Consider the following 22,738-nt stretch of genomic DNA (forward strand, 5'->3'; position numbering starts at 1 on the left):
CCGTCTCGTGGGCTCGGTGGGCATGGGGCTGGCGCTGGTGGCCTGTCTCTGTGCCCTGGCCGGGCGGCGTCCTCTGCAAGCTGCCGGCTGATGGCGGTGCCGGAGACAACAAAGGCGACCCCGGGGTCGCCTTTTTCAGCCTTGCATCCTGTGCTGGTGGTTAGAGCACCATGGCGGCAACCCAGCCGAAGATCACCAGCGGGATGTTGTAGTGGATGAAGGTGGGCACCACGCTGTCCCAGATGTGGTCGTGCTGGCCGTCGGCATTGAGGCCCGAGGTGGGGCCCAGGGTCGAGTCGGAGGCGGGGGAGCCCGCATCCCCGAGCGCACCGGCGGTTCCCACCAGGGCGATGGTTGCCATGGGCGAGAAGCCGAGGTGGATGCACAGGGGCACGTAGATGGTGGCGATGATGGGCACGGTGGAGAAGGAGGAGCCGATCCCCATGGTGATGAGCAGACCCACCAGCAGCATCAGGAAGGCGGCCAGTCCCTTGTGGCCCGCCATCATGCCGGAGACGGACTGCACCAGGCTCTCCACCCCGTGGGTCTCCTTCATCACGGCGGCGAAGCCGGCGGCGGAGATCATGATGAAGCCGATGAGGGACATCATGCGCACCCCCTGGGTGAAGGCATCCTGGCTCTCACGGAACTTGATGACGCCGCCGCAGGTGAAGATGACGAAGCCCGCCAGCGCCCCGAGGACGATGCTGTTGGTCATCAGCTGCAGCCCCAGCGCCACGGCGATGGCCAGCAGGGCCACCCAGATGTGGTTCAGGTTGAGCTCCACCGTCTCGGGCTCGGCGGCCAGGATCTTCTCCAGATCGTACTGGCGCGGTTTGCGGTAGCTGAAGAAGACGGCGATGAGCAGGCCGACGAACATGCCGAACACCGGGATGGCCATGGCCAGCGGCATCTGGCTGTATTCCACCGGCACGCCGTTGTCGACGAGGTTCTTGGCCAGGATGTTGTTGAGGAAGATGCCGCCAAAGCCCACCGGCAGCAGCATGTAGGTGGCGGTGAGGCCGAAGGTGATGACGCAGGCCACCTGGCGACGATCGATCTGCATCTGGGCCATGACGTGCAGAAGCGGCGGGATCAGGATGGGAATGAAGGCGATGTGCACCGGGATCAGGTTCTGGGAGGAGATGGAGACCGCGAGCAGGGAGGTGATCAGCAGGCTCTTGACCCAGAGAATGCGGGAGCTGCTGGCATCCTTGCCGAGCTGGCTGATGACCTTGCGGGCCAGCAGATCGGTGATGCCTGAGCGGGAGATGGCCACCGCGAAGGCCCCCAGCATGGCGTAGGAGAGGGCGATCTCGGCGCCGCCACCCAGGCCGCCGGTGAAGGTGCTGAGGGTCTTCTCGAGGGAGAGGCCGCCGAGCAGGCCACCCGCGATGGCGCCGATGGCGAGGGAGACCACCACATTGATCCGCAGCAGGCTGAGCACCAGCATCAGCGCCACCGCGATAACAACAGGATTCATTTGATTTCCTTATGGATTGTATTGCTGTCTGTCGAGTGAAAGGCAGCTAGTTTGCGAAAAACCGGGCAAATGTCGAGAAAAAAATCGGCGGATCCCGGCCATCGGCAGCATCTTGTGGCACAAGGTTGCTGGCAACCCGGTGCCTGGGCTTCGCCGCCTCTCCTGGTCCAACCTGTTCATCCCCTATCGGACCGCTGTAACGCAGACAGGCTGCCGTCCGGCAGCCTGTCTGGGCAGGTCGGGACTCTCAGACCCCGGCGTCGTCGCTGCTGTCATCCGGGGTGGCCAGGGGCCAGCCCCCCAGACTCTTCCAGCGGTTGACGATATGGCAGAACAGCTCGGTGGTGCGCTCGGTGTCGTAGAGGGCGGAGTGGGCCTCTTTGTTGTCAAACGGGATGTTCGCACTCTGGCACGCCTTGGCCAGCACCGTCTGCCCCAGGGCCAGGCCCGAGAGCGCGGCGGTGTCGAAGGTGGCGAAGGGGTGGAACGGATTGCGCTTGAGGCCGGCCCGCTCGGCGGCGGCCATCACGAAGCCGTGATCGAAGGTGGCGTTGTGGGCGACGATGATGGCGCGACCGCAGTCGCTCTCCTTCATGCCCTTGCGCACCCCCTTGAAGATCTCGGTGAGCGCCTCCTTCTCGTCCACGGCGCCGCGCAGGGGGTTGAAGGGATCGATGCCGGTGAACTCCAGCGCCGCCTTCTCCAGGTTGGCCCCCTCAAAGGGCTGGACATGAAAATGGAAGATCTGATCGGGCACTAGCCAGCCTTGTTCATCCATCTTGAGGGTGTGGGCGGCTATCTCCAGCAGGGCATCGGTCTTGGCATTGAATCCGGCGGTTTCAACATCGATGACGACGGGGTAAAAGCCACGAAAGCGGCCCTTGAGGGTGTGAACGGCGTCGGTCATGGTATCTCGGTCGGCATGAAAGGAGGCGGCATTATGGCAAAAAAGCGGGCCCTTGTCCCTTATCCGCCGTCATGGGGCCGGCATCTGGTTCTCTTTGAAGCGCTTGAGCTTATAATTGGCGACTTCAACCATGGAGGGAGAGGCGATGATGAAGCTGGGATTGGCGCACAAGATGCTGCTGGTAGTCTGTCTGCCACTGCTGGCCCTGCTGTTTTTTTCCGGTCGCTATGTCTATGAGCGCTACCGGGTCGAGCAGGAGATGAGCGAGGCCCTGGCCGCGCTGGAGGTGGTGAAGGAGGCGGCGCAGCTCGCCCATGAACTGCAAAAGGAGCGTGGCATGTCGGCCGGCTTCCTGGGGGCCGGCGGCAACAAGTTCCGCGATGCGCTGCCCGCCCAGCGCAAGGTGGTGGACACCCTGTTGCAGCGTTTTCGCCAGGAGCCGGCCCTGCTGGCCCTGACCGAGGTGCAGCAGGCGCTGGCGGGGCTCACCGCCATGCGTGAGCGGGTCAGTGATCTCGGGGTCGAGGTGGCGGAGCAGGTCAGCTTCTACACCCGCCTCGTGACGGAGCTGCTGGCGGTGGTGGACGGGATCAGCGTCGACAGCCGGGACGCCACCATAGCGCTGCAGACCAACGCCTACGCCGCCTTCCTGCAGAGCAAGGAGCGCATGGGGCTCGAGCGGGCGACCCTGAGCAATGTGTTCGGGCGAGGCAGCTTCACCCCGGCGCTGTTGCAGCAGTTCATCTCCCTGCTGGCGGCCCAGAACACCTATCTCGAGCGTTTCCAGGCGGTGGCGAGTCCCGCCCAGCGCCAGCTGCTGAGGGAGAGTCTGGCCTCCCCGGTGGTGGCCAAGGTGGCGGCCATGGAGACGCTTGCCCTGGACAAGGCGGCCAGCGGCGGGTTCGGGGTGGATGCGGAGGCCTGGTTTGCCCTGAGCACCGACAAGATTGGCCTGCTCAAGGAGATCGAGGATCGCCTCTATCTGCAGCTCTTCGAGCGGGTCGAGCAGATGCGGGCAGACAGCGCCCACGCGTTCTGGTGGGGGGCGTTTGGCGTGCTGCTATGCATCGCCCTGACCACCTTCGTCTGCTGGCGGGTGGTGCGGGATCTGCATCTGGGCTTCATGACCCTGCACCAGACCTTCAAGCGGCTGGTGCAGGAGAACGACCTGACCGTGCGGGTCAACTGGCGCTCGGGGGATGAGCTGGGGGCGCTGGCGCAGGATTTGAACCGCTTCCTCGCCCACCTGGAGAGCCTGCTGCTGGCGGTGCGCCACTCCTGCGATGTGCTGAGGCGCAGCGCCGCCGTCTCGGCAGGGGTCATCGCCGAGGTGAACGCCGGCGTGGTCAGGGGATTTGGCCAGGTGGACCTGGTGGCGACCGCCGCCACCGAGATGGCCTCGACGGTGGCCGAGATAGCCCGCAACGCCACCCAGACCTCCCAGGCGACCCAGCAGGCCATCGGCCGGGCCCGGCAGGGGGACAGGGAGGTGGATCATACCATCAACGCCATCCAGCAGGTGGCGGGCACCCTGGTCGACACCCGGCACCTGGTGGACAGCCTGCATCAGGACACCGAGGCGGTGGGAGAGGCACTGAACCTCATCAAGCAGATCTCGGACAGGACCAACCTCTTGGCCCTCAATGCCGCCATCGAGGCGGCCCGCGCCGGGGAGTCCGGCCGTGGCTTTGCGGTGGTGGCCGAAGAGGTGAGGGCGCTCGCCTCCCGCACCCAGCAGGCCGCGGATGATATTGCGCAGATGTTGGGCCGTCTGCGCCAGGGGGCCAATCAGGCGGTGACCGCCATGCACATGGGCACAGAGCAGGCCGGTCTGAGCGTGACGGAGGCCAGGCGGGCGGGGAGCGAGCTGAATGTCATCGTCGACGAGGTGCGCAAGGTGAGCGACATGACAGCCCAGGTGGCCACCGCCACCGAGGAGCAGCGCTACGTGACCGACGACATCCAGCACAACGTGATGACCATCCGCGAGGTCTATGAGGCCCATCGCCAGCATTCGGAAACCCTGCAGCAGCACAGCGCCGAGCTGGACACCCTGGCCAGGGAGCTCGCGGAGCGTCTCGCCAGCTTCAAACTGATGGCGCGTTCTCCCACCGACTGAGCGTTTTGCCCTAAAGCTTGCCCCGCCACGGCCGATAGGTAATTCGAGATAGTGTGGAGGGCAAGCCGTTGAATGCTTGGATGTTGGGGTTGATCAGCATATCCGTGAGTATGCCATTGCAGGCGGGAGTGACCGAATTCGGCGCCGGCCTGGATCAGTCCGTCTGGCGCCTGACCTCGGACACACAGGTGGAGTGCCGGCTGGAGCATCCCATTCCCCGCTGGGGGACGGGGGCCTTCGTCAGCCGGGCAGGGCGCAAGATCAATCTGGACTTCGAGCTGAAGGGGCAGCGGCCCCAGGCGCGTACCCAGACGGTGAGCCTCGGGATCATGCCGCCCAGCTGGCGCCCCGGGGTCTCCGGCAGGCAGATAAGCCAGCTGCAGTTCTACCAGCAGTTCGACGGCCTGGTCGCGGGCCAGACCGCCTGGACCATGCTGGACGAGCTGGAAGGCGGGCGCATGCCGACCTTCCAGTATCGCGACTGGTACCGGCAGGACAGGCCGGTCAGGGTCTCTCTCTCGTCGGTGAACTTCAGGGTCAAATACCAGGCCTTCATGGACTGCCTGAGCGGTTTGCTGCCCTACAGCTTCAACGACATCGCCTTCAGCGTGCTCTCCTATGACAAGAACAGCGACCAGTTGTCGCCGGCGTCCAAGCGACGGCTGGCGATGATCGGCGAGTACGTGAAGGCGGACAAGAGCATAGACGTGGTGGTGATCGACGCCTACAGCGACAGCTATGGCGGTCGCTGGCCGAACCAGAAGCTCTCCGAGAAACGAGCCGATGCCATCAAGCAGGTGTTTGTGGATCTCGGCATCGAGGAGGGCAAGGTCTCGGTGGAGGGACACGGCGAGAAGCAGCACGTGGCTTCCAACGAGACGGAGGCAGGCCGTGCCAAGAACCGGCGGGTGGTGATCAACATGGGCCGTAACGGCACCATCTGAGCGCGTCGCGTACCCGGGCTGGCGAATCATCCACTTCACGCAGCCATAAAAAAATGCCAGTCGGCCCGGCCGACTGGCATTTTTCTTGAGCGAAACGCGAGCTTACTTGGCCAGGGATTCCGGCAGCTCTTCGCGGATCTTGCCGAGCATCTCTTTCAACACGCGGGGGTTGGCCACCACTATGTTGCCGGAGTTCTCGTAGTTGTGACCGCCGACGAAGTCGGTGACGATGGCGCCGGCTTCCTTGGCCAGCAGCTCACCGGCGGCGGTGTCCCAGGGCTTGAGGCCGATCTCCCAGAAGCCGTCGACGCGGCCGGCGGCCACATAGGCCAGATCCAGCGCGGCCGAGCCGGCGCGGCGGATGTCGGCACACTCGATGAACATGCTCTGGAACATCTTCAGATAAGACTCGATGTGGTGCTTCTGCTTGAACGGGAAGCCGGTAGCCAGGATGGTGCCGGACAGATCCTTGGCCTTGCCGACCCGGATGCGGTAGCCGTTCAGCTGGGCGCCGTTGCCACGGGTGGCCGTGAACAGCTCGTCACGGATGGGATCGTAGACGACGGCCTGCTCGGTCTTGCCCTTCACGCGCAGGGCGATGGAGACGGCAAAGTGCGGAATGCCCTTGACCAGGTTGGTCGTGCCATCCAGTGGGTCGATGATCCATTGGTAATCCGGATTGGTACCGGCGATCTCGCCGGACTCTTCAGCCACGATGCTGTGTTCCGGGTAAGATTTCTTGATGGTGTGAATGATGGCCGCTTCGGCGTCACGGTCAACGTTGGTCACGAAGTCATTGCTGCCTTTCTGGATAACCTCGATGTTCTCGGGTTGAGAGAAGGCTTTTACTACTACTTGACCGGCGTTGCGCGCAGCGCGCACGGCGATATTCAGCATCGGATGCATAGGTTCACCACTGGATGTTAAAGAACGGGGGATAAAAGGACGCGATATCTTACCAAGATATCCGGGAATAGCAACCGTTATGCCCGGGCGCGATCACGTTCGGGACTGACAGATCTGACGGCTCCAATAAAGGCTCATCTTCGTCTAGTCTTATCGCGACAGCCGGAGAACAGGCTGTGGTGAGCATAGGGATATGAGCCATGAATCTGTCATTAGTCAGTCAAAAACCGTCGGCAGCGACGACATTGAGTGTGCTGGCCGCCTTGCGCAGCGCCAGCGGATTTGGGGATTACTTCAGCGAGATCCGGGTGTCACAGCCGGGGCAGTGGCAACCATCGAAAGAGGAAGCAGCCATCTTGCTGCTGGAAGAAGATGGCGGTGCATGGCCGGCTCCCGCCTGGAGCATCAGCGGCGAGGCGCTGGGATTGCCGGTGCTGCCCCTCCTGGTGCATCGACAATATGACCATCCCCCCCGGGGGCCGGATGTCAGGGATCCCCACTTCTACTTCGTTTCCAATGGCATAGTGCTGGATGAGGCGGAGCTGGCGGATCCCGCCTGCAGCCTGGTGCTGCAGAGCAAGCTCGAGTCCTATTTCCCGCTGCTTTCCCGTCTCATCCTGCTGCGTCAGCGTCAGCGTCAGCCCATGGCGATGTGCAGCTAGTCGTTTCCCCCTCAATGTGGACTGTTCAAACGGCGCAATATTTGTCATAACAGACCGATATTGCGCCATGGCCCATGTTCGCCTGTGGGAGATGGCTCCGATCTGTCCCGCCACAGGGGGTGAGATGAAGGTCTATGAATTGAAACAGGCCCCCAATGCTCGCCGGGTCAGGATGTTTCTGGCGGAGAAGGGCATAGAGATGGCCTATCATCAGGTCGATCTGGGGGCGGGGGAAAACCTGGCGCCCGCCTTCCTGGCCAAGAATCCGGCGGGACGCATTCCGGTACAGGAACTCGATGACGGTAGCTGTCTCAGTGAAAGCCTGGCCATCTGCCGCTATTTTGAAGAGCTCAACCCAGAACCCAACCTGTTTGGTCGCACGGCGCTCGAGCGCGCCACCATAGAGATGTGGAGCCGCTTCATCGAGTTCAACCTCTGGCTGCCGACCGGCATGGCGTTTCGCCACATCACCGGTTTTTACAAGGACAGGGAGACCGTCTTCCCCGAGTGGGGTGAAGAGTGCAAGCAACAGGCGCTGGTCTGGTTTGACAAGCTCGATGCCCGTCTTGCCGAGGTGTCCTATGTTGCCGGGGATCGCTTCACCATTGCCGACATCCTGGCCCTGTGCACCATCGACTTTGGCAAGGTCGTCGGCCTTCGCATCACCCCCAAACAACCCAATTTGCAGGCCTGGCATGAGCGGGTGAGCACCCGTCCCAGCGCTCAGGCCTGATCCTTACCTCTGAACATCCAAGGAGTCCAAGATGATAGAGTTGTACACTGCTGCCACGCCCAACGGGTTCAAGGTGTCGATCGCCCTCGAGGAGCTGGGACTGCCCTACAAGGTCATTCCCCTTGATTTCTCGACCATGGAGCAGAAGAAGCCCGAGTTTCTGGCCATCAACCCCAATGGTCGCATCCCGGCCATCGTCGATCGGGACAACGGCGACTTCGCCGTGTTCGAATCCGGCGCCATCCTGATCTATCTGGCGGAAAAAACCGGCAAGCTGCTGCCGCAGGATCCCAAGCGCCGCTCCCAGGCCATCCAGTGGCTGATGTTCCAGATGGGGGGGGTCGGTCCCATGATGGGGCAGGCCAACGTCTTCTATCGCTATTTCCCCGAGAAGATCCCGGCCGCCATAGAGCGTTACCAGAAGGAGGGGCGACGCCTGTTCGAGGTACTCGACGGTCATCTGGCACACCATGAGTATCTGGCCGACGAGTACAGCATCGCCGATATCGCCACCTGGCCCTGGGTGCGCATTTACGACTGGAGCGGCATCTCCATCGAGGGTCTGGTGCATCTGCAGGCCTGGATGGCGCGCATGGAAGCCAGACCCGCCTGCCAGAAGGGCATCACCATTCCACCGCGCAATGAGAGCCCCGAGGATCAGGTCAAGCGGGCACAGCAGATGGTGACCCGCTGATGCAAGAAGATGGCCTGCGATGGGCCATCTCTTTTTCTGCCCTCCTGTTATCCCTCCTTGCATCTCTTTCCCCAGTGCCCGCCTTGCGCCGTCGCGATACCGATTACGACCCTGTGAACTACCGGCTAACGGGGACTCAGGCACGTCACATTAGAAAAACTTGGGGAAGCAGATTATAAAGATTCGTTCGTATTTTGTGACATGAATCACTAAGATTATCGCAAGCCAAAGAGCGTCCTGCTCCCGGCTGGTGCGGGTCCTCCGCCTTGTTTCAATCCTTCAACGACCCTTGTCTGGATCCTCCTGCAGATCTCTGCCCGGAGGGCGGTGGCTTTTGATTTTTTTTCGGACGACATATGTATCGGCACAGTTTCTACCCCCTGTTTTTCCTGACCATTCTGATGGTTGCCGTGGGTCAGATGACCCAGACCCTCTATGTGCCCTCCATTCCCATGATGGCGGGGGACTTTCATGTGGCCTCCGGTCAGTTGCAGGCGGTGATGGCCTGCTACCTCATTCCCTACGGCCTCTCCCAGTTCGTCTACGGTCCCCTGTCGGATCGCATCGGTCGTCGCCCCGTGCTGCTCATCGGCATGATGGTGTTCCTGGCCGGCACCCTGGTCATCCAGCTCATCCCGCACTTCGCGGCCCTGCTGGCGGGCAGCTTCATCCAGGGGCTAGGCACCGGCGCCGGGGGGGCCATGAGCCGGACCGTGATGCGGGATCGCTACAGCGGCGCCGAGCTCAACCGGGCCAACAGCCTGGTGAGCATGGGGGTCATCTTCTCCCCCCTGCTGGCGCCTGTGCTGGGCGGTTGGCTCACCGAGCTGTTCAACTGGCGTGCCGGCTACTGGTTCCTGTTCGGTTTTGGCACCCTGACCACACTTGCGCTGCTGGCCTGGTTTGGCGAGACGCTGCCAGCATCCGCCCGCCAGCAGCCGCTGCGGGTCGGCGCGGCCTATCGCCACGTGCTCGGCAACCCGCGCTTCCAGGGCAACCTGCTCTGCCTGATGGCCACCTTCGCGGGGCTCGCGGTATTCGAGGCGGCGGCCGGCGTGCTGCTGGGGGACGTGCTGAAACTGAGTGCCCGCACCGTCAGCGTGCTGTTCGTGTTGCCGCTGCCGGGTTATCTGTTCGGCGCCTGGCTCTCCGCCCGCCTGAGCTACCGCCTGAGCCAGGGCAAGCTGATGCGCCTTGGCATCGCCTTCCTGGCGCTGGGCTCCCTCATCATCCTGGTGCCCGGATTGCTCGGGATGGTGAGCGCGGCCTCCCTGGTAGGCGGCGCCGCCGTCTACTTCATCGGCAGCGGCATCCTCTATCCGACCGCCACCTCCTGCGCCATCGAACCCTTCCCGGGTCAGGCGGGCACCGCGGGCGCCATCCTCGGCGGCATGCAGAACCTGGGGGCCGGCGTGGTCACCCTGCTGGCGGCCAGCTTCCCCATGGAGGGGCAGGTCACCCTGGGGGCCATCATGACCCTGATGGTGCTGATCGTGGCCTTGAGCTTCCTCTGGCTGCGCCACCACGGCGCCCCCCGGGAACAGATGGCCGTCTGACACGGCCAAGAGCCCGCCCCGTTGGCGGGCTTTTTACTGCCTCCTGCCAGGTGGCGAGACGCCGCAGGCGAGTGGAAGGGGGGGGCCGCGCAGGCAAAGAAAAAGCCCGTCGCGATGACGGGCTTTTTGGGTAGGTACCCCGGAGATGCCGTTGCCGGTTTGGGCCCTTGAACCGTCGGTTCAAGGCGGAGATCTAATCTGGCCGCAGGCTTCTCGGTCGGGCCGAGCATGCTCAATAGCCAGAAGGCAGACCCCCTGTTTGGTATGAATATCGGCTCGGGGACTTGAACCGGCTGACAAACACTCCAGGGAATTTCAAAACTCGGTGCGATTAGGGCTGTTGCGCCTCTTCGCCGGATTCACCGTATTGTCCGTGCTCGATCAAGGCGGCTTCTATGGTGCGTTGCAGCATCTTGATCCGCTTGTCCATGGTCTCAGAGTATTGGTGGTTTTTCTCTTTTTCAAGGCAGAGCTCGTGACAGAAATTGAGCGCCGCCATGACGGCCAGCTGTTCGTTGCTGGAGACCTTGGAACGTTGACGAAGCTCGATGAGCTTGTCGGTCAGCTGGTCGGCGGCCTGGCGCAGGGCATCCTGTTGTCCCAGGGGACAAGACACCTTGTAGGGACGTCCCAAAATGACGATTTCTACGGCCTCTATGCTCATGCCTTCCTCAATACGGCGGGGCTGATTTCCGCCTTTATCCACGTGGACAACTGGGCGGGACTATATAGCGCAGATGCAGAAGTTTCAAGGCCTTGCTGGCTCTGGGAAGGGGAGAATGCTAGGATCTCGGCCATAAATTCTGCATATTTGCCTGAACTTTGAGCGGATCCTAGATGAGCAAAACGACCCCCCTGAAATATGCGACCCTGGCCGACCTGATGGCACAGCACGAACTGATGGCGACGGCCGTCGAGGCCCATGGCGTGATCTGCGGCCTGGTGTGCGGTGGCGTGGCCCTGGACGACAAGAGCTGGCTGCCCCATTTCAACGATCTGATCAACGACGGTTTCGGGTTGCCGGCACCGGTGCGCCAGGTGATGACCGAGCTCTACCACGAGGTGATCGAGAGCCTGATGGCCCAGAAAGGGGTCGAACTGCTGCTGCCAAGCGATGAGGCGCCTCTCGACGAGCGCATCGACTCGCTGGTGGACTGGTCCCAGGCCTTCCTGGCCGGCTTTGGCGTGGTGCAGCAGGAACTCTCCAAGGCCTCCGAGGAGTTGCAGGAGATGATCCAGGACATCGCCAGCATCACCCAGGTCTCGGCGGAGTTCGATCAGGAGGATGACGAGAACGAGGCCTCCTTCCTGGTGCTCTACGAGCACGTGCGCCTGGGGGTCATGATGGCGTTCGAGGAGTTCGGCAAGCGTCCGGACTCGCCAAGCAGCCCGCCGACCCTGCACTGATCGCCCACCCCGTCGGGATGTCTGACAAGAGAGCGCCACGAGGCGCTCTCCTTGTTTTGCCGGTCAGGGCCGCATGACCCGCTAACTGACGGCGCCAAATCGGTTTTTTGCCCGTGGCTTCGCATCCTGCCTGCCGGCTTTGTGGTAGGATTGGCCCACGTTTTTCGTCCATGCCCTCTTCTCATGTCTCAATCTGATCTGGTTCACGTCGACGTGGCTATCGTCGGTGGCGGTATGAGCGGCGCCGTGCTGGCCCTCTCCCTCGCCGCCCTCAAGGGGCCGGACGCGGCCCCCCTGCAGATCCTGCTGCTGGAGGCGAGCGCCCCCGAGCTCAACCTTCACCCCGGTTTCGACGCCCGTGCCATCGCGCTCTCCGCCGGCACCTGCGAGGCCCTGGCCCGTCACGGGCTCTGGCCCCGTTTCGCCCCCCACTGCGCCCCCATCACCGACATCCACGTCTCGGATCGGGGCCACTGCGGCCAGGCCAGGCTGTCGGCGGCGGAATACGGCCTGGCTGCACTCGGCCAGGTGATCGAGCTCTCTGCGGCCGGCATCGAGTTGCAGCAGGCGATGGCGGCCACCCCGCAGATCCGGGTGTGTTGTCCGGCCCAGCTTGCGAACATAGAGCCCGAAGAGGAGGGGGTGACGCTGACCCTGGCCGATGGCGCGCGCTACCGCACCCGGCTGCTGGTGGCGGCCGATGGGGGTCACTCCTTCGTGCGCCAGCACTTCAAGATGCCGGTCAGTCGCCACGACTATGGCCAGAGCGCCGTCATCGCCACCGTCAAGACGGCCCAGGATCCCGCCGGGCGGGCCTTCGAGCGCTTCACCGACGGGGGGCCGCTCGCCCTGCTGCCCATGCAGGACGGGCTATCCTCCCTGGTCTGGAGCGTCCCGCGGGACGAGGCGCAGGCGTTGATGGGGCTGGATGACGCCGCCTTTCTCGCCCGTCTGCAGCAGGCCTTTGGCTGGCGTCTCGGGCGTTTCGAGCGCACCGGCGTGCGTCACCTCTATCCCCTGGTGCTGACGGTGGCCGATTATCCCCTGGCGCAGCGTACCGTGCTGGTGGGCAATGCGGCCCACCTGCTGCATCCCATCGCGGGTCAGGGCTTCAACCTCGGCATGCGCGACCTTGACCTGCTCACCCGCGCCATCGGCCGGGCGCTCGCGGCGGGGGAAGACATCGGCAGCTTCGAGGTACTGAGCGGCTACTGGCAGTCGCGCCGGGAGGATCAGGCCCAGACCGTCTGGCTCACCTCCTCCCTGGCCCAGCTCTTCTCGAACCATCACGCCCCCCTGGTGGTGGGCCGCAACCTGGCGATCTCCCTGATGGGCAGAGTGCCCTGGCTCAAGGCACCGCTGGCCTCCCGCACCCTGGGATTCGTCACCGACCTGTGTCGCCAATGAGGTGCGCGCCCCCGGCGGCGGACTCGACATATTTGAGGAGGGACGCCCGCGGGCGTGCCTCCGTTGATCCCGGTGATCAGCCACGAAAGGACATAAGAGAATGCAGATGCAAGAGGTAGATGTGGTGATCGTGGGGGGCGGCATGGTGGGCCTGGGGCTCGCCGCCGCCCTCAAGCAGAGCACACTCAGGGTGGCCGTGGTGGAAGGCCGGCTGCCGGATCCCGTGCTGGGGACGGCGCCTGACAACAGGGTCAGCGCCCTGAGCCTTGCCAGCCAGCGCATCCTGCAGGGGGTCGGCGCCTGGGACGGTATAGCGGCGCGCCGCCTGCAGCCCTATGAGAGGATGCAGGTGTGGGAGCAGGACAGCTTCGGCCAGATCGCGTTCGATGCCGCCAGTTTGCGCCAGGGCGCCCTCGGCCACATCGTCGAGAACCGGGTGATCCAGCTCGCGCTGCTGGAAGCCATCGGCGGCGCAGGCAATATCCAGCTGCTGACCCCGGCCCGGGCCAAGAGCCTGCAGAGCAGTGCGGCGGGCGCCCTGCTGCTGCTCGAGGATGGCCGCGCCCTCTCGGCCAGCCTGGTGGTGGCCGCCGACGGCGCCCACTCCTGGGTGCGCCGCCAGGCGGACATTCCCCTCACCAGCTGGGATTATGGCCACCACGCCCTGGTGGCGACGGTACGTTGTGCCGAGCCCCACGAGGCGGTGGCGCGCCAGATCTTCACCCCCCAGGGGCCGCTCGCCTTTCTGCCCCTGTGGGAACCCGACCTCTGCTCCATCGTCTGGTCTGTGCCGGCCAAACGGGCCGAGGCGCTGTGCGACCTGGATGACGAGCGGTTCAGCCGCCAGCTCACGGCCGCCTTCGATGGCAGGCTCGGGCTGTGCAAGGTGGAGGGGGCCCGCAGCGCCATTCCGCTCACCGCCCGCTACGCCCGCGACTTTGCCCGCGAGCGGCTGGTGCTGGTGGGGGATGCAGCCCACACCATACACCCGCTGGCGGGGCAGGGGGTGAACCTCGGCCTCTTGGATGCCGCGGCCCTGGCGGAGCAGATCCTCATTCATCACGGCAAGGGCGCGGACATCGGCTTGCTCGCCAACCTGCGCGGGTACGAGCGCTGGCGCAAGAGCGAGGCGGCCCGCATGCTGGCGGCCATGGAGGGGCTCAAGCGGCTGTTTGCAGGCAGCAACCCCCTCAAAAAGCTGGTGCGCGGGGTGGGGCTCTGTGCCGTCGACGCCCTCGGCCCCCTCAAGCAGGGTATGATCCGGGCCGCCATGGGGCTGGACGGGGAGCTGCCCGCCCTGGCCAAGGGTGAAAAAATCTAATCTTACCCCGGGGTTTTGACAATAAAACTAATCTGATGGGGCTGTATGCCCTCTCGTGGTGTCAGCCTTTAATGTTGGCAAGAAGCGAAACGTTTTTCTGTAAATTGTGACGAAATGGTAAAAATCAACATTTAATCTCGCCAATGTTCGGTTCGCACTGTTTTTATCACTGTTTTTGCCTTAGTGTCTGGTGTCAGTTTGTCGGGTGGGGATTAGTTTTTTTTGAGCGGCGCCCCGGCGCGCTTGTCATATAATCCGCACCGTTCAAGGAATCACTCCTGCCCGCCCGGGCGGGGACGAGCACAGAGCTTGTGGTCCGTTTTGCCCGACGTGCCGGGGCGGATTGCGAGTGTTGTCGCGAACGCTTAAGGAAACACAGCGATGATCCAGACTACTGTATTGCATCCGAAACACCTGGAAGCGGGTGCCAAGATGGTGGACTTCCACGGTTGGGAGATGCCCATCAACTACGGTTCCCAGTTGGAAGAGCACCACGCGGTGCGCACCGATGCAGGCATGTTCGATGTCTCCCACATGACCATCGTCGATTTGACCGGCGAGCGGGTCAAAGCCTTCCTGCAACACCTGCTGGCCAACGACGTGGCCAAACTCACCGTCCCCGGCAAGGCCCTCTACAGCGGCATGCTCAATCCGGAAGGCGGCGTCATCGATGACCTCATCACCTATTTCCTGACCGATACCTTCTATCGCCTGGTGGTGAACTCCGCCACCCGCGAGAAGGATCTGGCCTGGATCCGCCACCACGCCATCGACTTCGCCGTGAGCGTGACCGAGCGCCCCGAGCTTGCCATGATCGCGGTGCAGGGCCCCCACGCCAAGGCCAAGGCGGCCAAGGTGTTCACCCCCGAGCAAAATGCGGCGGTCGAAGGCATGAAGCCCTTCTTCGGCCTGCAGGCCGGGGATCTCTTCATCGCCACCACCGGCTACACCGGCGAAGATGGCTACGAGATAGTGGTGCCCCAGGAGAAGGCGTGCGATCTGTGGCAGGCCCTGCTGGATAACGGCGTGGCCCCCTGTGGCCTGGGTGCCCGCGATACCCTGCGCCTGGAAGCGGGCATGAACCTCTACGGCCAGGACATGGACGAGTCAATCTCCCCGCTCGCCGCCAACATGGCCTGGACCCTGGCCTGGGAACCCAGCGATCGCCAGTTTATCGGCCGCGCCGCCCTGGAGGCCCAGAAGGCTGCCGGCAACCAGCCCAAGCTGGTGGGTCTGGTGATGGAGGAGAAGGGCGTGCTGCGCAGCGGCATGCCGGTCACCTTCACCAGCGAGAGCGGCGAAGTGCGTGAAGGGGTGATCACTTCCGGCTCCTTCTCGCCGACCCTGGGTTACAGCATCGCCCTGGCGCGGGTGCCCCGCGATATCGGCGAACAGGCCCAGGTGGAGATCCGCAAGAAGCTGGTCACCGTGAAAGTCACCAAGCCGGCCTTCGTGCGCAACGGCCAGCCCCTGGTGTCATGATTCATTGCGGCGAGGGGCGTTCCTTCGCCGATCCATTTTTGTTGAAGCGATCCAAGAGCATAAAGGAAGCACAAATGAGCCATATCCCGAGCGAACTGAAATATGCCACCTCCCACGAGTGGGTCCGTGTCGAAGCCAACGGCGAAGCCGTGGTCGGTATCACCGAGCACGCCCAGGATCTGCTGGGTGACATGGTGTTCGTCGATCTGCCGGAAGTGGGCAAGCAGGTGAGCGCCGGTGAAGATTGCGCCGTGGCGGAGTCTGTCAAGGCCGCCTCCGACATCTACAGCCCGGTGAGCGGCGAGATCCTGGCCGTCAACGAAGAGCTGGAAGGCAGCCCCGAGCTGGTCAACTCCGACCCCTATGGCGCCGGCTGGCTGTTCCGCATCAAGCTGGACGACGCGGGCGAGCTCGCCAACCTGCTGGATGCCGACGGCTACCAGAACGTGGTGGACGAAGAGTAATGCCCCCGGGGCCCTGCCAACACAGCAGGGCCCTCTTGTATGACTGCCATCCTGCGGCCATGGAGGTTGCAGGAAGGGCGCAGCCTCTGCGCCTTCGGGATGCCCTTGCCGCATCCCCCGTCTGCCTGCGGCGGACAGAGAACATGAGTGGAGCCGGTATATGCCGGCTATCAGGAACATCAGGTCTTGGTTATCAGGCCTTCATACCAGGACTTATTTACCAGGAAATAGGGAAATGACCCAGTCACTGTTTGAACTCGAGCAAAAAACCGATTTCATCCGCCGCCACATAGGCCCGGGTGAGGAAGAGATGCGCGCCCTGCTCGCCACCGTGGGCGCCGAGAGCCTGGACGATCTGATTGAGCAGACGGTCCCCGCCGCCATCCGCCGCCCGGGCCCGCTCGGTGTCGGCGCCCCCATGACCGAGGTGGAGGCCCTGGCCAAGCTCAAGGGCTATGCCGCCCAGAACCAGATCGCCAAGAGCTACATCGGCATGGGCTATCACGACACCCATGTGCCCCACGTCATCCTGCGCAACGTGCTGGAAAACCCGGGCTGGTACACCGCCTACACCCCCTATCAGCCCGAGCTGGCCCAGGGCCGTCTCGAGGCGCTGCTGAACTTCCAGCAGCTCACCCTGGATCTCACCGGCATGGATCTGGCGAGCGCCTCCCTGCTCGATGAAGCCACCGCCGCCGCCGAAGCCATGGCGCTGGCCAAGCGCATGGCGAAATCCAAGTCCAACCTCTTCTTCGTGGCCGACGACGTGCACCCCCAGGTGATCGACGTGGTCAAGGAACGCGCGGTGCACTTCGGTTTCGACGTGGTCGTCGGCCCGGCGGGCGAGGCGGTGAGCGAAGAGGTATTCGGTGCCATGTTCCAGTACCCGTCCACCACCGGCAATGTGACCGATCTGCGTTCCCTCATTGCAGCCGTCCAGGCCCAGAAGGGGCTGGCCTGCGTCGGCGCCGACCTGCTCTCCCTGCTGCTGCTCAAATCCCCGGGTGAACTGGGCGCCGACGTGGTGTTCGGCAGTGCCCAGCGCTTCGGCGTGCCCATGGGGTACGGTGGCCCCCACGCGGCGTTTTTCGCCACCCGCGATGCCTACAAGCGCTCCATGCCGGGCCGCATCATCGGCGTCTCCAAGGATGCCCGCGGCAAGGCCGCCCTGCGCATGGCCATGCAGACCCGCGAGCAGCACATCCGCCGCGAGAAGGCCAACTCCAACATCTGTACCGCCCAGGTGCTGCTGGCCAACATGGCGAGCTTCTACGCCGTCTACCACGGCCCAGTGGGGCTCAAGACCATCGCCTCCCGCGTGCACCGTCTGACCACCATCCTGGCGCTCGGCCTCACCGCCAAGGGCGTGGCTCTCAAGCACGGAAGCTGGTTCGATACCCTCACAGTACTGACGTCGGACAAGGCTGCACTCATTGCCAGGGCCGAAGGGCTCGGTATCAACCTGCGTGCGGATCTCGATGGTGCGGTCGGTGTGTCCCTCTCTGAAACCACCACCCGAGGCGATGTGGCCGAGCTGTTCGACCTGTTCCTTGGGGCGGGTCACGGCCTCGATGTGGAGGCCCTCGACCAGGCCGCCCAGACTCATCACGCCATTCCGCAGGATCTGCTGCGCACCGACGCCGTGCTGACCCACGAGGTGTTCAACAAGTACCACTCCGAGACCGAGATGCTGCGCTACATCCACCGTCTCGAAGCGAAAGATCTGGCCCTGAACTACGCCATGATTTCCCTCGGCTCCTGCACCATGAAGCTCAACGCCACCGCCGAGATGATCCCGGTGACCTGGCCCGAGTTTGGCAAACTGCACCCCTTCGCGCCGCTCAAGCAGGCCCAGGGCTACCAGCTGCTGCTGGCAGATCTGGAAGACTGGCTGGTGAAGGTGACCGGCTACGATGCGGTCTGCATGCAGCCCAACTCCGGCGCCCAGGGGGAATACGCGGGCCTGCTCGCCATCAAGAAATACCACGAGTCCCGCGGCGAGGGGCATCGCGACGTCTGCCTGATCCCGGCGTCTGCCCACGGCACCAACCCGGCCTCCGCCCAGATGGCGGGCCTCAAGGTGATCGTCACCGCCTGTGACAAGGCCGGCAACGTGGACTTGGACGACCTGCGCGCCAAGGCTGCCGAGGTGGGGGACCAGCTCTCCTGCCTGATGGTGACCTATCCCTCCACCCACGGGGTGTACGAGGAGACCATCAAGGAGGTGTGCGACATCGTTCACCAGTACGGCGGTCAGGTCTACCTGGACGGCGCCAACATGAACGCGCAGGTCGGGCTGACGGCGCCAGGCTTCATCGGGGCGGACGTCTCCCACCTCAACCTGCACAAGACCTTCGCCATCCCCCACGGCGGTGGCGGTCCGGGCATGGGTCCCATCGGCGTGAAGAAACACCTGGCACCGTTTGTGGCCGGTCATGCCGTGGTCAAGACCGACAAGGAGAGCCGTGACAACGGCGCCGTGTCTGCCGCCCCGTTCGGCTCGGCCAGCATCCTGCCCATCAGCTGGATGTACATCGCCATGCTGGGTGACGAGGGGCTCAAGAAATCCACCCAGGTGGCCATCCTCAACGCCAACTACCTGGCCAAGAAGCTGGGGGAATCCTTCCCCGTGCTCTACACCGGGCGCAACGGCCGGGTGGCCCACGAGTGCATTCTGGACATCCGCCCGCTCAAGGAGGCCTCCGGCATCAGCGAGATGGACGTGGCCAAGCGGCTGATGGACTACGGCTTCCACGCGCCGACCATGAGTTTCCCGGTGGCGGGCACCCTGATGGTCGAGCCGACCGAATCCGAATCCAAGCGCGAGCTGGATCGCTTCGTGGAAGCCATGACCGCCATCCGCGCCGAGATCGCCCGGGTGCAGGACGGCCACTGGAGCCTCGCCGACAACCCCCTGGTCCATGCGCCGCACACCCAGGATGACGTGATGGATGCAGAGTGGTCCCGTGGCTACAGCCGCGCCGAGGCGGTCTTCCCGTCCGACGCCGTGCGCGCCAGCAAGCTGTGGCCGTCGGTGAACCGCATCGACGACGTCTACGGCGATCGCAACCTGTTCTGCTCCTGCGTACCGACCGAGGATTACGCCAAGTAATAGCGGTACTGATAACCCATAAGCACAAGGCCACCCCTGCGGGTGGCCTTGTCGTTTGTAGAGGTGGTTGTGAAGAGTGCGCTGGCACAAATAATCAAAGCTTTGCAGAAGTTTCCGGCGAAAATCGTACTAGCCAAAGTCGATTTCATTTTGTTTGATTATAGGGGTGAGCATTAACGTCAAAAAATGAGGTGGTGGGAATGATTTGTCTGAGTAAGCTCGCTGTTTACGAACGATCTAATATAGCCCGAGATCCGACGACTCCCTCGGAGGTGTTGGTTGCATTGACGAGTGATGAAGAGTCGTTGGTTCGCTACTACCTGGCTCTCAATCCCGCGACTCCTATCGAGGTGATGATTGAGCTGGCGGGTGACGATGATGACGACGTTAGCCGGATTGCATCTAGTAACCCAGCTCTCCCGCCCAATACGTTTATGGCACTCGCAGAACACACAAATGTAGTGACTCGCGTCACTGTGGCCAGAAACCGATCAGCTCCGCCTGAGGCGTTAGCAATGTTGGCGTGTGATAAGGATAAGCATGTTCGCCGTGGCGTCAGCTGCAATCCATTTGCACCGATATCTGTGTTGGAGATGCTGGCCTATGACGCAGAGGAGGACGTTCGAGCGGGCGTGGCCTGCAATCCTACAACGCCACCTGATTTGCTTGATCGGGTTCTGAGCCTGATGAGCCCTGATGAAGTGCAGATCTTGATGGCTGCGGCAAGCAATCCTTCCATATTGCCAGACACTGTGAGCAGGCTGGCGTCTGATGAGAGACCTCTAATCCGTATGGCGGCAGCGGGCAACCCCATACTGCCTGTTAATCAGATGGTCGAACTGGCTTGTGATGAGGATAAACATGTTCGCGAAGCTCTCCTCAATAACCCGGCCTTACCAACTCAGGTTCTGCTCAAACTGGCAAGTGATGAGGATGAATGTGTCCGACGAACCTTAACTGAGCATCCGTCTTTGCCTGCTGAGGTGCTACTCCAACTAGCCTTAAATGAGGGGGAGGAAGCGTGTTACGCCCTGACACTACCCAATGTGCTACTTAAACTGGCCTGTGATGAGGATGACGATGTAAAAAAGTCCCTTATTATGGATCCACTCTTAACTGCTACGGTTCGGAACGAACTGTCCAGCGACGAGATGCCCTATATTGGAGATAGGAGCGTTCGCATGTCTTTAATCAACCACCCTGCAATATCCCCACAATTGTTACTATTGTTAGCTTTGATAGATAAAGATTCTGAGGTTAGAGAGGCTGCGCGACTATCTTCCGAAGTAAAGCCAAATATCTTCTGGAAAAAAGAAATCAGGATAATAGCAACGAAGAATGTGATGCACGAAGCACTATTTTCTGCTAATGCGTCTACGACTCAAGCCATTGTTAATACACTGCGCATAGCAAAAAAGTGCTTTTCAGCATAAACCATCTATTGAGTTGCAATCCTCAACAAGATTCAAATTGTTTATATTAATGTTATTTAATTGCATTAAATATTTAGGCGTAAATATTTACTGGAAAATTATTTTTCACATTGACAATGGTTGCTTTAATAGCGGCCTTTATGCGTCATAGAATCTATGTTTGTTTTGAAATGTAATACTGGAAGGAGCTAAAATGTTGAAACCTTGTGTGCTCCACACCACTTTAAAGGAAGCGGCAGAAAGAGGTGAACTAGTCACTTTGAACACAGTAGTGCAGAGTATATTCGTGGAATGTTTGAATAACCTCCCTCCTTACGTTGAAGTAAAAATTAAAATAAATAATGAGACTAAGCTTACACAGCTCCGCCAAGAGCTTAGTGCCGAGCTATGTGCGCTATACCATATCGACATTGCTGCCAATAGATTACCACTCAGTGCGTTGTTTGTTGGCGAGATATCCCAACAGCCTGGACCACCGCTCAGAAAACTTATGGAGTCAACTTATGGATTAGAGTTTGCTACTGATGCTGAGTGGTGCACCTATTGGCGTGGCATCGTTGACGCAATCTACAAGCATTATCAAAAGAGTTTCGCGACTATCTTGTGATGGAAATCACGTAAGTTGCCATAATTACTTTAATATTTTACTATGATGGCTCAAAATTAATTTTGAGGATACAGGGCTGTGCGCTTAAATTTTCGATATAAAATAATAATTGGTGTGTAACTTTCTATTAAATATTACCATTGATGTTGAATTTAATATTAATGGGGGTGCATACCTTATGGTACACCTGATTACTTAAAGGAATATATTATATGAGTGCTAATCATGTTGACTATTGGGCTGGGCTCACAGGTTCGAAGAAATCGGCAATGCAAGAGCAACTTTCAGATATCGCTACCTATAATGGATTTACGCAAGATAGTTCTGTAGCTGCGATTGCCGCTGCAATAATGTGCGATGACATGTGGATTGAATACTTCTCGGATATATTCGAACGAAGAGAGTTTGCATGTATCGCGTCTCAGGTTGTGGTTAGATTACTCATGGAGGGGGATGAAGATGTTAATCCACACGATGAATACTTAGAACAATTAGAGTGGAAAAATATACATTTTCAATTTAACGCAACCAAGGATATTGTGCTCCCAGTCATTATGGAATTTTTCGAGTTGGATGCTGAATATCAGCGAGAGAAGAAAGAACGCCTAGCTTTTTTAATAAAATGGGCTGACAAGGCGGGTTATTGTCTCGATGAACGCATGATTGAGGAATTAGATAAAGCGAGTCGTTTATTTCTTCATGAGTCTGAGTTCAGTGCAGTAGCTGCAATGATTTCATGGATGTGGGGAAATAAAGAAATTCCAGAGCGTGATATTATATTGAAAATAGCAACGTATATTGTTGTATATCATGAAAGGGATGAGTTGCCTGAGTCCTTATCATTTCTTTTAGAGTCGCACTTAAGAAAATCAATTTATAAGTTATCAATTTCCCAGCAGAAGGAATTATGTTCGAGAGTTATTGCTGAGATAGCCCATGTCATGAGAGAGTTTGAGTTGATGTTTTTTGATTGAGATGGACGCTAGGGAACTGAATTTATATTTGTTACATCACATATCTGTTTGTGAATATAAATTATTTTGGTTGTGTGTGATCACCATATTTGAAGATGGGTGATGCCTCCAATCAGTTGAAATAATATTATCTCGATAAAGACAGCATTGCTTCTAAATTTGTGCTGTTCTAGTTATCACCTGACACTGACACTAAACAGGTATCTTTTTTAATCTGCTTTAGAGCGAATATCCTTCGGCATCAATTTCTGTGCCTTCTTGAACATGCGGTGGGGCGTTTGCTATTCCATGAAATTCTGAGACTGTACAGGCAGGATAAGGGCAATCTGACTAGGTGATGTAGCTGAAGCACAGGAGCCTGTTTGAATGCCACATGCCAATCAGAGCTTGGTTTCCAACTTGAGTGTCCCTTGTTCTTGACGCAGATAAAGAATTGCTGTTGATTTTCCAACTAAATTATCACATAGGGCATCACTAAGTAATTTAATTAGAAGACTCACCTGTTTCTTGTACAGATCTAGTTATCA

General features: G+C 60.5%; 19 protein-coding genes and 1 other RNA gene. 15 read left to right on the plus strand and 5 right to left on the minus strand.

What is annotated here, in order from left to right; genetic code table 11:
* Positions 1 to 160 precede the first annotated feature (160 nt).
* Positions 161 to 1,483, minus strand: a complete 1,323-nt coding sequence (locus BN1132_RS06670) for a Na+/H+ antiporter family protein (protein ID WP_042076192.1) — start codon at positions 1,481 to 1,483, stop codon at positions 161 to 163.
* Between the two features lie 247 nt (positions 1,484 to 1,730).
* Entirely contained in the window at positions 1,731 to 2,390 is a 660-nt protein-coding gene (rnt, locus tag BN1132_RS06675; protein ID WP_042076194.1) for a ribonuclease T, read from the minus strand.
* A 145-nt stretch (positions 2,391 to 2,535) separates the two neighbouring features.
* Between rnt and BN1132_RS06680 the strand changes: the two genes are divergently transcribed.
* Positions 2,536 to 4,509, plus strand: a complete 1,974-nt coding sequence (locus BN1132_RS06680; protein WP_042076196.1) for a methyl-accepting chemotaxis protein — start codon at positions 2,536 to 2,538, stop codon at positions 4,507 to 4,509.
* Between the two features lie 68 nt (positions 4,510 to 4,577).
* Complete coding sequence (locus tag BN1132_RS06685) at positions 4,578 to 5,453, plus strand: flagellar protein MotY (RefSeq protein WP_209428953.1); 876 nt, start codon at positions 4,578 to 4,580, stop codon at positions 5,451 to 5,453.
* A gap of 102 nt (positions 5,454 to 5,555) precedes the next feature.
* On the opposite strand, the gene suhB is transcribed toward BN1132_RS06685, so the two are convergent.
* Complete coding sequence (gene suhB / locus BN1132_RS06690; protein ID WP_042076198.1) at positions 5,556 to 6,359, minus strand: inositol-1-monophosphatase; 804 nt, start codon at positions 6,357 to 6,359, stop codon at positions 5,556 to 5,558.
* Between the two features lie 200 nt (positions 6,360 to 6,559).
* Here suhB and BN1132_RS06695 point away from each other — a divergent pair, with 200 nt between their 5' ends.
* From BN1132_RS06695 to emrD, 4 genes are all read left to right on the plus strand, one after another.
* Entirely contained in the window at positions 6,560 to 7,021 is a 462-nt protein-coding gene (locus BN1132_RS06695; protein WP_042076200.1) for a hypothetical protein, read from the plus strand.
* 124 nt (positions 7,022 to 7,145) lie between these two features.
* Positions 7,146 to 7,754 carry a glutathione S-transferase family protein gene (locus tag BN1132_RS06700; RefSeq protein ID WP_042076201.1) on the plus strand — a complete coding sequence of 203 codons (609 nt, stop codon included), beginning with the start codon at positions 7,146 to 7,148 and terminating at the stop codon, positions 7,752 to 7,754.
* A 31-nt stretch (positions 7,755 to 7,785) separates the two neighbouring features.
* Entirely contained in the window at positions 7,786 to 8,448 is a 663-nt protein-coding gene (locus BN1132_RS06705) for a glutathione S-transferase family protein (protein WP_042076203.1), read from the plus strand.
* Between the two features lie 356 nt (positions 8,449 to 8,804).
* On the plus strand, positions 8,805 to 10,004 hold the full coding sequence (gene emrD / locus BN1132_RS06710) for a multidrug efflux MFS transporter EmrD (protein WP_042076204.1): 1,200 nt from the start codon (positions 8,805 to 8,807) through the stop codon (positions 10,002 to 10,004).
* 132 nt (positions 10,005 to 10,136) lie between these two features.
* Here emrD and ssrS read toward each other — a convergent pair.
* Both ssrS and zapA read right to left on the minus strand, forming a co-directional pair.
* Positions 10,137 to 10,319: non-coding RNA, 6S RNA (gene ssrS, locus BN1132_RS19410), on the minus strand.
* Between the two features lie 16 nt (positions 10,320 to 10,335).
* Positions 10,336 to 10,668, minus strand: a complete 333-nt coding sequence (gene zapA, locus BN1132_RS06715; protein WP_042076205.1) for a cell division protein ZapA — start codon at positions 10,666 to 10,668, stop codon at positions 10,336 to 10,338.
* Positions 10,669 to 10,841: 173 nt separating this feature from the next.
* Here zapA and BN1132_RS06720 point away from each other — a divergent pair, with 173 nt between their 5' ends.
* The 9 genes from BN1132_RS06720 to BN1132_RS06760 all read left to right on the plus strand — a co-directional run bounded on the left by BN1132_RS06720 (position 10,842) and on the right by BN1132_RS06760 (position 22,211).
* The gene (locus BN1132_RS06720; RefSeq protein ID WP_042076206.1) at positions 10,842 to 11,411 is read left to right on the plus strand and encodes a UPF0149 family protein; all 570 of its coding nucleotides are present in this window, start codon (positions 10,842 to 10,844) and stop codon (positions 11,409 to 11,411) included.
* A gap of 183 nt (positions 11,412 to 11,594) precedes the next feature.
* Complete coding sequence (gene ubiH, locus BN1132_RS06725) at positions 11,595 to 12,818, plus strand: 2-octaprenyl-6-methoxyphenyl hydroxylase (RefSeq protein WP_042076208.1); 1,224 nt, start codon at positions 11,595 to 11,597, stop codon at positions 12,816 to 12,818.
* Positions 12,819 to 12,918: 100 nt separating this feature from the next.
* Positions 12,919 to 14,139, plus strand: a complete 1,221-nt coding sequence (locus BN1132_RS06730) for an FAD-dependent 2-octaprenylphenol hydroxylase (protein WP_042076211.1) — start codon at positions 12,919 to 12,921, stop codon at positions 14,137 to 14,139.
* 381 nt (positions 14,140 to 14,520) lie between these two features.
* The gene (gene gcvT, locus BN1132_RS06735; protein ID WP_042076213.1) at positions 14,521 to 15,621 is read left to right on the plus strand and encodes a glycine cleavage system aminomethyltransferase GcvT; all 1,101 of its coding nucleotides are present in this window, start codon (positions 14,521 to 14,523) and stop codon (positions 15,619 to 15,621) included.
* Between the two features lie 74 nt (positions 15,622 to 15,695).
* Positions 15,696 to 16,085 carry a glycine cleavage system protein GcvH gene (gene gcvH / locus BN1132_RS06740; protein WP_042076214.1) on the plus strand — a complete coding sequence of 130 codons (390 nt, stop codon included), beginning with the start codon at positions 15,696 to 15,698 and terminating at the stop codon, positions 16,083 to 16,085.
* A 235-nt stretch (positions 16,086 to 16,320) separates the two neighbouring features.
* Positions 16,321 to 19,197 carry an aminomethyl-transferring glycine dehydrogenase gene (gene gcvP / locus BN1132_RS06745; protein WP_042076215.1) on the plus strand — a complete coding sequence of 959 codons (2,877 nt, stop codon included), beginning with the start codon at positions 16,321 to 16,323 and terminating at the stop codon, positions 19,195 to 19,197.
* A 272-nt stretch (positions 19,198 to 19,469) separates the two neighbouring features.
* Positions 19,470 to 20,630: a hypothetical protein gene (locus BN1132_RS06750; protein ID WP_167335701.1), complete on the plus strand. Its 1,161-nt coding sequence runs from the start codon at positions 19,470 to 19,472 to the stop codon at positions 20,628 to 20,630.
* 193 nt (positions 20,631 to 20,823) lie between these two features.
* Positions 20,824 to 21,237 carry a hypothetical protein gene (locus BN1132_RS06755; RefSeq protein ID WP_042076220.1) on the plus strand — a complete coding sequence of 138 codons (414 nt, stop codon included), beginning with the start codon at positions 20,824 to 20,826 and terminating at the stop codon, positions 21,235 to 21,237.
* Between the two features lie 212 nt (positions 21,238 to 21,449).
* Positions 21,450 to 22,211: a hypothetical protein gene (locus BN1132_RS06760; RefSeq protein ID WP_042076221.1), complete on the plus strand. Its 762-nt coding sequence runs from the start codon at positions 21,450 to 21,452 to the stop codon at positions 22,209 to 22,211.
* Positions 22,212 to 22,738: the final 527 nt, after the last annotated feature.

It is taken from the genome of Aeromonas sanarellii (assembly GCF_000820085.1).
GTDB classification, from domain to species: domain Bacteria; phylum Pseudomonadota; class Gammaproteobacteria; order Enterobacterales; family Aeromonadaceae; genus Aeromonas; species Aeromonas sanarellii.